Annotated in this window: 11 protein-coding genes; 6 read left to right on the top strand and 5 right to left on the bottom strand. The window is 54.6% G+C overall.

Annotation, left to right across the window (positions count from 1 at the left end; translation table 11 throughout):
• Positions 1-34 precede the first annotated feature (34 nt).
• Positions 35-991 carry an ABC transporter substrate-binding protein gene (locus GTU79_RS27800; RefSeq protein WP_203523719.1) on the bottom strand — a complete coding sequence of 319 codons (957 nt, stop codon included), beginning with the start codon at positions 989-991 and terminating at the stop codon, positions 35-37.
• 409 nt (positions 992-1,400) lie between these two features.
• Between GTU79_RS27800 and GTU79_RS27805 the strand changes: the two genes are divergently transcribed.
• The 5 genes from GTU79_RS27805 (at position 1,401) to GTU79_RS27825 (ending at position 6,987) form a co-directional block, all read left to right on the top strand.
• Positions 1,401-2,420, top strand: a complete 1,020-nt coding sequence (locus tag GTU79_RS27805) for a LacI family DNA-binding transcriptional regulator (protein WP_420854141.1) — start codon at positions 1,401-1,403, stop codon at positions 2,418-2,420.
• Between the two features lie 427 nt (positions 2,421-2,847).
• Positions 2,848-3,594, top strand: coding sequence for an ATP-binding cassette domain-containing protein (locus tag GTU79_RS27810; RefSeq protein ID WP_165934295.1), 747 nt, complete (start codon positions 2,848-2,850; stop codon positions 3,592-3,594).
• 22 nt (positions 3,595-3,616) lie between these two features.
• A complete protein-coding gene (locus GTU79_RS27815; protein ID WP_165934294.1) occupies positions 3,617-4,615 on the top strand; it encodes an ABC transporter permease in 999 nt (332 codons plus the stop codon).
• Between the two features lie 5 nt (positions 4,616-4,620).
• Positions 4,621-5,700 (top strand): phosphotriesterase family protein, encoded by a 1,080-nt coding sequence (locus GTU79_RS27820; RefSeq protein WP_203523720.1) that lies wholly within the window; start codon positions 4,621-4,623, stop codon positions 5,698-5,700.
• Positions 5,701-5,859: 159 nt separating this feature from the next.
• A complete protein-coding gene (locus GTU79_RS27825; protein ID WP_203523721.1) occupies positions 5,860-6,987 on the top strand; it encodes a M20 family metallopeptidase in 1,128 nt (375 codons plus the stop codon).
• A 198-nt stretch (positions 6,988-7,185) separates the two neighbouring features.
• On the opposite strand, the gene GTU79_RS27830 is transcribed toward GTU79_RS27825, so the two are convergent.
• Entirely contained in the window at positions 7,186-7,602 is a 417-nt protein-coding gene (locus tag GTU79_RS27830) for a secondary thiamine-phosphate synthase enzyme YjbQ (protein WP_203523722.1), read from the bottom strand.
• Between the two features lie 393 nt (positions 7,603-7,995).
• Here GTU79_RS27830 and GTU79_RS27835 point away from each other — a divergent pair, with 393 nt between their 5' ends.
• Complete coding sequence (locus GTU79_RS27835) at positions 7,996-9,009, top strand: hypothetical protein (protein ID WP_214513571.1); 1,014 nt, start codon at positions 7,996-7,998, stop codon at positions 9,007-9,009.
• A gap of 111 nt (positions 9,010-9,120) precedes the next feature.
• On the opposite strand, the gene GTU79_RS27840 is transcribed toward GTU79_RS27835, so the two are convergent.
• From GTU79_RS27840 to dnaB, 3 genes are all read right to left on the bottom strand, one after another.
• On the bottom strand, positions 9,121-10,314 hold the full coding sequence (locus GTU79_RS27840) for an amino acid aminotransferase (RefSeq protein ID WP_203523724.1): 1,194 nt from the start codon (positions 10,312-10,314) through the stop codon (positions 9,121-9,123).
• Between the two features lie 75 nt (positions 10,315-10,389).
• Positions 10,390-11,526: an alanine racemase gene (gene alr / locus GTU79_RS27845; RefSeq protein ID WP_203523725.1), complete on the bottom strand. Its 1,137-nt coding sequence runs from the start codon at positions 11,524-11,526 to the stop codon at positions 10,390-10,392.
• A gap of 17 nt (positions 11,527-11,543) precedes the next feature.
• Positions 11,544-12,950, bottom strand: coding sequence for a replicative DNA helicase (dnaB, locus tag GTU79_RS27850; RefSeq protein ID WP_132924563.1), 1,407 nt, complete (start codon positions 12,948-12,950; stop codon positions 11,544-11,546).
• Positions 12,951-12,990 lie beyond the last annotated feature (40 nt).

Raw genomic sequence — 12,990 nt, forward strand, 5'->3', positions numbered from 1 at the left:
CGTGAATACATCCCTTTAGGCTCGATACGCGCCATTACTTGAATAATGGGCGGAACGTGTCGACATTGCTTTTGGTCACCACCGTGGCCGGCACCAGAATGTTTTTCTCCACCGTCTTGCCGGCGGTTACCGCGTTAAGGGCTTTCAGCGCTTCGGAGCCCATTTTTTCAGGATCCTGCTGCAATACCGCCGCCACATAGCCCTGATCGATGCCGGTGATGGCCTGGGCGGTCAAATCCCAGCCGAAAACCTTGATGTCCTTTTGGCGTCCCTGGTTAACCACTGCCGCCATCGCACCCAGTAATGCCGGTTCGCCGGTGGCATAGATCGCAGTCATATCAGGATTGCCGGTAATCAGGTTTTCCGCAGCGGTCAGCGCATCGTCCTGAATATTTCGGCCGTCCACCACATCAGCCACTTTAATCGCCGGATTGACTTTAATAGCGTCTTCAAATCCTTTTTGACGGGCATTTTGAATGGCCGAATTCAACGCACCGACAATCCCCACCTTGACCTTACCGCCCATATTTTTCTTAACATAGTCGGTAAAATAATCACCCAGGATGTGGCCGCCTTTAATATTATCCACGCCAACCTGTGATTTTTGCGGTCCGGCGGGTAATACGGCATCAATAGCGATCACGGGAATATGGGCATCCGCCGCTTCTTTGATGGCCGGCATAATACCGTTGACATCAATCGCATCAACAAGAATGCCTTTAACACCTTGTTGAATATAGTTTTCAATGGCGTCATTCTGCGCCACGGGATTATCGGTGGCATTAAAAACCACCAATGTTTTACCCGTTTCTTTTGCCGCTTCCTGTGCCCCTTTATTCATTAAATTAAAGAATAGCGCTTGCTGATTAATCTGGACCAACGCATAGGTAGGCGCCGCATCTTTTGCCGAAGATGCGCCGGTCATTAATGCTATTGCCGTCAATGAACAGGCTAGGGTGGAAATGAATTTCTTGCCGGTGTTGAATAACATACGGTTGTCCTCGTCAAGGAAAATAGTGCAAGCAAGATGCGGCGAGACCAAAAACCACGGCCTGGCATCAAGGATAATGTTGGCGGGACAAATATCGATAGGGCGAAAACACAGCAACGGGGATTGTTGAACCACCGTCCGGTGTCGCGGCTTTTTACTGTCGGATTCTGTTCCTAGCCTGTCCATGTAGGCTATTTGTCGGGCAGAGTCGGCAGGTTTGGGAATAATTCCCGGTAAACAGGTAATGCGGGTAAACTGCTATTTACAATTCATCGACAGCGAACTTTTGTCAAGCATTAATTCTTGGACCATAGAGTATTATAGGACAGACTCCCGATAAAAAGGTCTGTAACCCTCTGACGTAAATGTGTTAACAATAGCGCTGGGCAGAATGATTGTGGTGGTGCGGATGAATAAAAAAAGAGTGGTTCTTTCGGATGTCGCCAATTTAGCCGGCCTGTCCAAGGCCACCGTATCACGTTATCTCAACAACAGCATCGTCTTGCCGCAGGCGACGGTTCAGCGGATTGAAGATGCCATCGCCCAGTTGGATTATCGCGCCAACAGCCTGGCCCGACGTTTAAGCAAAGGCGGCAGCGAGACTATCGGCCTGGTGCTGCCGGATATTACCAATCCGTTTTTCGCCGAACTGGCGGACGCCGCGGAAGAAGCCGCTTCGGAGCACCACTACAGCTTGGTATTGTGTATTACCCGCAATAATCCGGACAAAGAGCGTCAATTTATCCGCTGGCTGGATACCTGCCAGGTGGACGGACTGCTGTTTACCACCAACCGGCCGGATAACGGTTTACTACGGGAAGAATTGGTGGGCCATCAGCGCATTGTATTGATTGATGAAGATATTCCAGGAAGCCTGGTGCCCAAGCTTTTTGTGGATAACGTGCAGGGCGGCATCCTGGCGACGGAGCAGCTCATTGCCGCCGGCCACCGCCGCATCGCTTTTGTCGGCGGGCCGGATGCGTTAATGAGCGTGCGGGAACGCCACGAGGGTTTCAGGCGGGCCATGGATCGTGCGGGACTGGCTTGCCCGCCCGAGCGGGTGCTGTACGGGGATTACAGCCGCGAATTCGGCCAGTCCGCCCTGCACCGTTTGCTGTCGCTGCCCGAGCCGCCCACCGCGGTGTTCGCCGCCAGTGACTATTTGGTGCTCGGCCTGCTGGACGGCCTGAGACAGAGGGGATTGACGGCGCCGGAAGCCTTATCGCTGGTGGGTTTTGACGATGCCAGCTATGCCGAACTTATCACGCCGCGTTTATCCACCATCCGCCAGCCGGCTCGTTTGCTGGGGCGAACCGCCGTGGATATCATGATTAAGCTGCTTAACGGCCGCGTGGATATCAATATCGAAACCCGCATTCCGGTGGAATGGGTCGGCCGTGATTCTGTGCGATGTTACCCGCCGGAGTAAATTTTTTGCACCATTTTTGCGCAGCAATGCACAAAAATGCGGCATTGATGAGCAAAAAAAATTTTTTAGCCAGCGCTGGCGGATACCCGCTGCTTAAAAAATTACTTATTTTTTATCCTATAATTATCAGAATATTAGCAACGTCCCTTTTCTCATCTCTGCGGGATTAATCGCCACCATGGCATGAAAACTGCTTTAGACTTCTTGGCGATACAAATATCCACGACGCGATATAGGCAAGTGGAATGGCAAAAAGTGGATTTCCGCTGTTTTGGTAAACCGGTTTACAAAGGAATTGCGAGCCGAAAACAGCGGGAATTCACCGATGCCGGCATAACGTCCCTTTCGGGGGACGGTATGCGCTTCATCTTTTATGAGCAGAGGTATATCAATGGCTGGAGCACAAAACGTATCCCCTCGGGTCGAAATGGTGGATATCACCAAGACCTATGGATCCATCCGCTCGCTGCGCGGGGTCAACCTGAGATTGGCTCCCGGAGAAGTATTGGGGCTGGTGGGCGACAACGGCGCAGGCAAGTCCACGCTGACCAAAATACTGTCCGGCGCGGTGGTGCCAACCAGCGGCGCCATCCGTATCGACGGCCAGGAAATGGCCTTTACCTCCCCGGCGGACGCGCGGCGTTGCCATATTGAAATGGTTTACCAGGACTTGTCGCTCTGCGACACGGTGGATGTGGCGGGTAATCTTTTTATGGGGCGTGAACCGCAGACCCGCTGGCTGGGCATCCCGTTTCTTGATGAAAAAACCATGCATGCCCGGGCGCGGGAGATGCTAAAAGGATTGGGTATATCCATCCCGGATACCCGTTTGCTGGTGCGTAACCTCTCCGGCGGCCAGCGGCAGGCCATTGCCATCGCCCGGGCGGCGGCCTTTGAACCCAAGGTGCTGATTATGGATGAACCCACCGCGGCGCTGGCGGTGGCCGAAGTGGAGGCGGTGCTGGAATTGATAAAGCGCGTCAGCGCCCGCGGCGTCAGCGTCATCCTGATTACCCATCGCCTGCAGGATCTTTTTCTGGTCTGCGATCGCATCATGGTGATGTACGAAGGCACCAACGTCGCGGAGCGCCAGGTGGCGAATACCAGTTTATCGGATATCGTCAATCTGATCGTCGGCGAGAAGTTCGAGGCGCACTCCGCCCGCGCCCATTAACGGGGATCCCCGCATGAGTATTATGAATATGTCTAATAACCGTATGATTCAGCACTCGCTGCCGAGACGCATTTTACATAACCACTCCGGCGTGGTGAGCATCGCGCTGTTTTGCCTGTTTTGCTGTGTAGTCTTTGCCTTGATAACCGATGATTTCCTCAGCGGCCCCAACTGGCTCAATATCATCCGCCAAAGTGCGCCGTTGCTGATTGTCGCCACCGCCATGACCCTGGTTATCACCACCGGCGGCATCGACCTGTCGGTGGGCTCCATTCTGGCCCTGGTGGGGGCGTTATCCGCCATTGCCTTGAACAATTGGGGATTGCCTTGGCCGGTGGTATTGGTGGGCGGTCTGGTGCTCGGCGGATTGATTGGTTTGCTCAACGGCTATTTTATCGCCTATGAAGGCATACCGGCGTTTATCGTCACCCTGGCGACATTGGCGGTGGTGCGCGGCGTCGCCCTGCTGATTACCCAGGGTTATTCAATCCCGATTCCCGCCGACAGCCCATTTACGCTGTTGGGACGCGCCTGGGTGATCGGCCTGCCCCTGCCGGCAATATTAGGGGTATTGGTGCTGATTTGCGGCCATATCCTGCTGAACAATACCCGTTTTGGCCGCTATGTCACGGCTATCGGCGCCAATACCGAAGGGGTGCGGCGCTCCGGGGTCAACACCCGCGCCACGACAATGTGGGTCTATGTTCTCAGCGGCATGAGCGCCGCCCTGGCCGGGATGATCATCACCGCGCGGCTGGGCAGCGGCTCCTCCAACCAGGGCGAGGGATTTGAATTGCAGGTCATTGCGGCGGTGGTGCTGGGCAGCACCAGCCTGTTCGGCGGTTTCGGCACCATTATCGGCACTCTGCTGGGGGCGCTGTCCATCGCGGTAATTCAAAACGGCCTGATTTTATCGCACATTTCGCCGTTTTTTACCCAGATAGCCACCGGCACCATTATTCTGCTGGCCATCTGGCTTAACACCCGTATTTTTAACCCGGCCCGGCCCATCAAAGGATAGACGCGATGCAAAGTTCAATTTTCCGCCATGCGGATCCCCTCCCGCTGGGGGTCGCCAGCGGTTATGTGATGACGGTGCTTGGTCCGCTGCCGGTTGACCGGATGGGCGTGACGCTGATGCACGAGCATATTTTGCTGGATGCCTCCGGTAAATGGGTACCCCCCTGCTGCTGCAGCGACAGGCATCTGGCGGAGATGCCGGTCAAGATGGAAAATCTCGGCGAGCTGTCCCTTAATCCCTTGTCCAGCCGGGACAACTGCCAGCTGTTCGATCCGGAAGTGGCGACGGAAGAGTTAATGAAATTCCGTGCGTTAGGCGGGGAAACGGTGGTGGATCCCACCAATATCGGCATTGGCCGCGATCCCCTGGCCTTGCAGCGGATTTCCCGTTTGACCGGTTTGAACATTGTCATGGGCACCGGTTTTTATCTGGAGCCGTCCCATCCCGCCTATGTGAAAGCCCGTTCGGTAGAACAGCTGGCCGAACAGATGATTTACGACGTCGGCGGCGCCGAGGAAAAACCGCAGGTGATTGCCGGTCTGATCGGTGAAATCGGCATTTCGTCGGCCTTTACCGCCGACGAGGAAAAATCCCTGCGCGCGGCGGGGCGGGCCAGTGCCGCCACCGGCGTCCCCATTGAGGTGCATCTGCCGGGCTGGGAGCGGCTGGGGCACCGGGTGCTGGATATATTGCAGGACGAAGGCGCCGACCTGCGCCATACCGTACTGTGCCATATGAATCCCAGCTTCGCCGATAAAACCTATCAGCGCGACCTGGCCCGGCGTGGGGCATTTCTGGAATACGATATGATCGGCATGAGTTATTATTATGCCGATGAATCGGCCCAATCTCCCTCCGACGAAGAGAACGCCCGCGCTATTCGGGAACTTATCGACGATGGCTTTTTAAACCAGATTTTAATGTCCCAAGATGTCTTTCTCAAAACCATGCTCACCCGTTACGGCGGTCACGGCTACGGCTATATCCTGCGGCATTTCGTCCCACGGCTGCGGCGCCACGGCGTAACCGGCGAACAGTTGGAAACCCTGATGATCATGAATCCCCGGCGGGTATTTCAGCGTTAAGCCGTCGTCGGCTTCGGCCGGGAACGCCCGGTCTATCGCAGACGGGTATTGCGCCTATATCCGGTGTTTCGCCGCCAATATGGTCAGCACCGCCAGTAGGCAGGCGGTTCCCGGCATGACATCAAGCGTTGTTAAAATGATTTACGTTGAGGTAATGCGATGAACGCCGCTGAAGACGTCATTACGCTAACACGCGCTTTGCTGCGCTTTGATACCATCAATCCACCCGGTGACGAATCGCTATGCATGGCGTTCCTGGCGGACTATTTGCAACGACACGGCTTCGACATCCAACTGCGGCGCTTCGCCGATAAGCGCTACAACTTGCTGGCGCGCATGGCCGGCAAAGACAAAAATGCCGCGCCGTTGGCCTTTACCGGCCATCTGGATACCGTGCCCTTGGGGAATGCGCCTTGGCGATATGACGCTTTCGGCGGCGAGATCGTCGACGGCAGGCTGTACGGCCGCGGCGCCAGCGACATGAAAGCGGCCATTGCGGCTTTTATCATGGCCTGTGTACGACATCAACAAGCGATACGGGCCGGGGACGGCGTAATATTGATGCTGACCGGCGGAGAAGAGACCGGCTGTGACGGCGCACGGGCGCTGTTAGAGGATGCCGGGGTCGTTTTACCGCCGGTGAAGGCCTTGGTAGTCGGCGAGCCCACGTCGAACTACCCTATTATCGGCCATAAGGGCGCTTTGTGGCTGCGCTGCGAAACCCAGGGCAAAACCGCCCACGGCGCCATGCCGGAGCTGGGGATTAACGCTATTTATCTTGCCGCCGAGGCCATCGGCAAGATACGTAATTTCGAACCGGGCAAGCCGCATCCGCTAATGAAACAACCGACGCTGAATGTCGGCACCGTCAGCGGCGGATTGAATATCAACTCGGTGCCGGATCGCTGTTCGTTCGACGTGGATATCCGCACCGCCCCTAATCTGCAGCATGGAGAGATACGGCAGCGCTTGGCCGCCATGGCCGGGGAACAGGTGCGGCTGACTACCCTGGTGGATTTGCCCTCGGTACTCACCGAGCCGGGCGACCCCTGGATCGAGCAAGTATTCGCTTGCTGCCGGCCGCTGCACGACGAGCCGCTGCAACCCCGGATTGTGCCCTATTTTACCGATGCCTCGCTATTGCTGGACGCTCTCGGCTCGCCGCCCTGCATTATTCTCGGGCCGGGCGAACCGGCCATGGCGCATCAAACCGATGAGTATTGCGTAGTGGATAAGCTGCTGCAGTCGGTAGATTTGTATGGAGAAATAATCAATCTTGGCGTTTAACGCGCAACAGCAGGTGAAAAATCCACGCCTAATGCTAACTTTCTGTCGTTGGGGGAGCGTCAATGACGGCTTCTCACTGAGAATTGCCGGTAATCATCGACAGGATTAAATCGATGACAGCCGGTGTCTCAGATAAGAGCCCGTTGTCTTATGTCAGCACTGCGATTGTCAGCACTGCGATTCAGATGCAAAGCATACTCATTCCCCTTGCAGGGTGGCGATAATCTTGCGGTTGCCCCCATGGTGGCGATGCTCCCCCAGCCAGATGCCCTGCCAGGTCCCCAGCATTAATTTCCCCTGACTAATGGGAATGGTTAGCGATGCACCCAGCAGCGATGATTTGATATGGGCCGGCATATCGTCGGATCCTTCATAATCATGCTGATAGGGAGCATCTTCCGGCACCTGGCGTAAAAAGTGATTTTCCATATCAACCCTGACGGTGGGGTCGCAATTTTCATTGAGCGTCAAAGAAGCTGAGGTGTGCTGCAAGAATAAGTGCAGCAGGCCGGTGTTCACCTCCGAGAGATGCTCCAATTGATGGACAATTTCATCGGTCACCAAATGAAACCCGCGCTTTTGCGCTTCCAAAACCAGGGTTTGCTGATACCACATTTGCCCGCTCCTTTCTCGTATAGGTTGACAGCCTAGCGCTCTAACTGCGGGGTTGGGACAGTGACCACGTTTATAGCTTTCTTGAGTGCCCGGTTCTGCCGCTCTACTCGCAGTTTAAAACGCACATAACCCATGGCGGACCTATGCCGTCATGGGTCAGTCGTTGAATTAGGTTTAGCATCTTATGAGCTCAAACGCCTCTTCCCCAATCGCCCATTCAACAAATTTCATTTAAAAATCGCCTTTCATCCGCCAATAAATACAACTATTACCGACGTAATCGAATTTTGAAAGCATCCGGAATATAAAAAGATAAGATAGTATTTTATCAAAATTTATTATTTTATGACTATTACACCATTAGATTTAGATTACAGTTGTCCCAGCGACGATATGTGGGTGCTTGTTATTAAGGAACCGAATAGTGGTAAAGATGTAAATAAGCTACATTTCCAAACATCCGCTAAAGCAGAGTCAATCGATTTAAGTACAGCGTTCTCACAGGTTTCCAATACGACTCACAAAATTCCCAATGGAAATGTTGACCTGGCGGGTTATTTGTATGCTTTGTCGACGGCGGGAGAAATGCCTTCCGACAAACTCATTGACGAATTGACCCGATGTAATGCATCAGTCAATCAGGCTCGCGAAAATCTTAGAAATGGTCGTCCGAATATCATGTCTGATCTTATCAAGAGGCCACAGCTTGGGAGGGAAATTACCTTCATTCGCAATTTAACCATCTGTGGGTATAATAGTCAATCTGATGAAACCAATTATGCTGCTTCTTGTTATTTTTCGATGGGTAATTGCTCAGAACATTCAACCCATACTTCAATTATACAATCTCAAAAATGCCAAAAGGATGAGGTTGTCAAAAAATACTACTCTGATGACTCTGAGGATACTGGTCATGAATGGTCTGAAAGTAACAACTGCGTAATGGATTCGTGGAAATATGGACCGGCTGTGTTAAAAGGGGATGCAAATTTAATCGCAGAAAACGCTACGGAAGAGTGCATTGTCAATAAAGAATCAGGCCAAAAACTGTTGCAAAACAGCGATCAATTACTAAAAAAATTAAAGGTTCATGAAGAAAAAAATGGACAAAACTCAAAAGCTGGCATTGAAAAAAAGACCGCTGTTCAGATAGTATTTTGGCCTGAAATGTCCGTAATCAATACTCGTCTGGAGAAATCCCTCAACGCCAAGGGTTTTACCACATCGCAAAAAGAGCTTATCTCAATTAACAGCCAAATCAGAGCGACGGGCGTGCTGAGAAGCCTGGCCGCCGCGGTGGGGAATGAAATAAGCATAAAAGAGGCAACGTCTGGCTGCGATGAGGTTATAGGTGCCTTCAATACCCGGTTTAGAACCGGCTATCTTGGACAATGGCACAGTAAATAAATATACCCGTCATACTTTAACCTAGCGCCAAAAACCTATACCCATAGCTCTGCTGCGGTCCGCGGCAGAGCCTTTAGCGTTGAGTTTTTCCCGGCAGCGAGACCGCTGATGCTAGCTTACCGCCGCGATGGCCTGCGCCGCCCGCTGCACGTTATCGCCGTTCAGGCCGGACAGGCACATGCGACCGGAGGCAATCAGGTATACGCCGAATTCTTCCCGCAGCCTGTCCACCTGCGCCGGACTGAGGCCGGTATAGCTGAACATGCCGCGCTGGCGCAAAAGATAATTGAAATCATGGCCCGGCAGGGAGACTTTCAGCGCCTCCACCAGGCTGTGACGCATGCTGAGAATACGTTCCCGCATGGCGGCGACCTCTCCGCGCCATAAGGTATACAAAGCTGGATCGTTCAAGACTTTCGCCACCACCTGGGCGCCGAAATTCGGCGGGCTGGAATAGTTGCGGCGCACCGTCGAGGTTAATTGTCCCAGCACCCGTTCAGCCTCGGCGGCGCTGTCGCAAACCACCGACAGCGTCCCCACCCGCTCCGCATACAGGGAGAAGATTTTCGAGAACGACTGGCTCACCAGGCAAGGCAGTCCCTGCCGGGCCATTTCCCGAACCGCATAGGCGTCGTCGTCGAGACTCGCGCCATACCCTTGATAGGCGATATCCATGAAAGCGATGAGATCCCGTTGTGCCACCGTCTTGATAACCTGATCCCACTGTTCATGGGTCAAATCGGAGCCGGTGGGATTATGGCAGCAGGGATGCAGCAATACGATACTTTTGGCCGGCAGCGATTGCAAACAAGCCAGCATGGCGGTGAAATTTACGGCCAGCTTGCCACTGTCAAAATAGGGATAATAATCCACCTTGAAACCGGCGCCTGAGAAAACCGCCACATGGTTTTCCCAGGTAGGATCGCTGACATAAACCGTCGAGTCCGGAAAATAGGCTTTGAGGAAATCCGCGCCGATTCTCAGCGCCCCGGAGCCGCCCACCGTTTGGATGGTGGCGATACGGGAGGCGTTGCGCATCGGGTGATCTTCGCCGAACAGCAAAGCCTGGCTGGCGCTACGATACGACGGCAGGCCCGCCATCGGCAGATAACCCGCGCCCTGTTTCGGCATGGCATCCAGCAGGGCTTCCGCCTTGGCGACCGCCTGCAGTTGGGGAATGATTCCCTGCTCGTTATAATAAAGCCCGATGCTCAGATTCACCTTGTTTGGGCGCGGATCCAGTTTATAGGCTTCCATCAGCGACAGGATTGGATCCCCGGCATAAGCATCAACATGTTGGAACACGGTGTAAATCTCCTGGTATTGTGGGTTCAGGGGTAAAGCCCTGCCTCCACACTACCAAATAAATTTCGTTAGCTGTTAGCTGGAATGATTAAAAATTGAAGCAGCGCTGCCTTTTGCCAGGGTTTCCGCCGGCTCGCTCTGAATATATTCAATATCCACGCGGGAAGTCAGCTTGGTGACGAGCTCATAAGCGCTGATGCCGCTGGCGGCGGCCACCCGTTCCACCGGCAGCTCCGGGCCCCATAAAACCACGCGATCGCCCACGCGCTCGCGGCTGTCCGGTCCCAGATCCACCACCAGCATGTCCATGGAGACCCGTCCCGCCAGCGGCACTTCGCGGCCGTTGACCCAGACCGGTGTGCCATTGGGGGCGCTGCGGGGATAACCGTCGCCGTAACCGAACGCTATCACCCCCAAACGGGTATCCCGGGAGCTGACCCAGATACCGCCGTAGCCGCTCGCTTCACCGGCCCGATGGTTGCGCACGGCGATAAGGGAAGAGGTCAACGTCATGGCGGGCCTGAAGCCAAAGTCAGCGCCGATGCCGGCGCCGGGGGACACGCCATACAGCACAATACCGGGACGAACCCAGTCGCGGTGGGAGTCGGGCCAATACAGGATCCCGCCGGAAGCGGCGATGGACTGCATGCCCGGTTTACCCTGTGCAAAGTCGTCAAAACAGGCTAATTGCCGGGGGGTGGCATCCGCCTGCGGTTCATCGGCACGGGCGAAATGGCTCATGATATTAACCGGCCCCAGCACATTACGGCACGCCGCCAGGCGGGCATAAAATTCCTCCCCCTGCCGCGGCGAGACGCCCAGACGGTGCATGCCGGTATCCAGCTTCATCCATACCCGCACCGGCGACGCCAGGTTTGCCTGCTCCAGGGCCAGCAATTGCTCCGGGCTATGCACGGCGGTTTCGATGCCAAGCTCGGCCAATAGCGGCAATTCATCAGCGTCGAAAAATCCTTCCAGCAGCAGAATCGGCTTGGTAATGCCGGCGCTGCGCAGCGCTAATGCCTCGGCGAAACGCGCCACACCGAAGCAGTCCGCGTTATCCTGCAGCGTCAGTGCGGTTTCAGGCATACCGTGCCCGTAGGCATTGGCCTTTACTATCGCCACGACCCGGCTGTGGGGCGCCAGCCGGCGCACCTGCTGCAAATTATGCCGCAAAGCACGCCGGTCAATAACGGCAATGGCCGTTTTCATTATCCTTGTCCTGATTATCAATCATCATCATATTGCGGCCCGGCATAACTGTCGAACCGCGACCACTGCCCGTTAAACGTCAGCCGTACCGTGCCGATGGGGCCGTTACGCTGTTTACCGAGAATAATTTCCGCAATGCCTTTCTGATCGCTGTTTTCGTGATACACCTCGTCACGGTAGATAAACATGATCAAATCGGCATCCTGCTCGATAGAACCTGATTCACGCAAATCAGAGTTTATCGGGCGTTTATCCGCGCGCTGTTCCAGACCGCGGTTAAGCTGGGAGAGGGCCAGCACCGGTACCTGCAGCTCTTTTGCCAGCGCTTTGAGGGAACGGGAGATTTCGGCGATTTCCAGCGTCCGGTTATCCGATAGCGCGGGTACGCGCATTAATTGCAGATAGTCAATCATGATCATGCTTAAGCCGTCATGCTCACGAAATACCCGCCGGGCGCGTGAACGCACGTCGCTCGGGGTCAGGCCGGACGAGTCGTCGATATACATATTATGCTTTTCCAGCAGCAGCCCCATGGTGCTGGAAATACGCGCCCAATCCTCATCATCCAGCTGGCCGGTACGGATCCGGGTCTGGTCAACGCGGGACAGCGAGGCCAGCATACGCATCATAATCTGGTTGCCGGGCATTTCCAGACTGAAAATCAGCACTGGCTTGTCTTCGGTCATGGCGGCATTTTCGCACAGGTTCATGGCGAAGGTGGTTTTACCCATGGACGGGCGCGCCGCGATGATAATCAAATCGGATTTTTGCAGACCGGCGGTCTTTTTATCCAGGTCGTGGTAGCCGCTGGAGACGCCGGTCACGCCGTCATGGGGTTTTTGATACAGCTGCTCGATGCGCGCCACGGTATCTTCCAGAATACGGTCGATGCTTTTCGGGCCTTCATCTTTACTGGCGCGATTTTCGGCAATCTGGAAAACCCGTGATTCCGCCAGATCGAGCAGTTCTTCACTGCTGCGCCCCTGGGGATCGTAACCCGCATCGGCAATTTCATGGGCGACGGCGATCATTTCCCGCACCACCGCGCGTTCGCGGACGATATCGGCATAAGCGGAAATATTGGCGGCGCTCGGCGTGTTTTTCGACAATTCCGCCAGATAGGCAAAACCGCCCACCGAATCCAAGTCCCCTTTCTGCTCCAGGGATTCGGAAAGGGTGATGAGATCGATAGGCTTATTCAACTCCATCAGGCGCTGCATTTCGCCAAAAATCAGCCGGTGCGGGCGGTTGAAGAAATCTTTGACGGCGACGCGTTCGGCGACGTTGTCCCAGCGTTCATTATCCAGCATTAAGCCGCCCAACACCGACTGTTCCGCTTCCAATGAATGGGGGGGAAGCTTGAGACCTTCAACCTGACGGTCCTGCGAGAAGTTTGTTTTGTTAGCGGTTTTTTTTTCTGACATGTGATAATGACTTTGCCTGAGAGAAGCGACCTGGGTGAAG

This window comes from Sodalis ligni, assembly GCF_016865525.2.
In the GTDB taxonomy this organism is placed as follows: Bacteria; Pseudomonadota; Gammaproteobacteria; order Enterobacterales; family Enterobacteriaceae; genus Acerihabitans; species Acerihabitans ligni.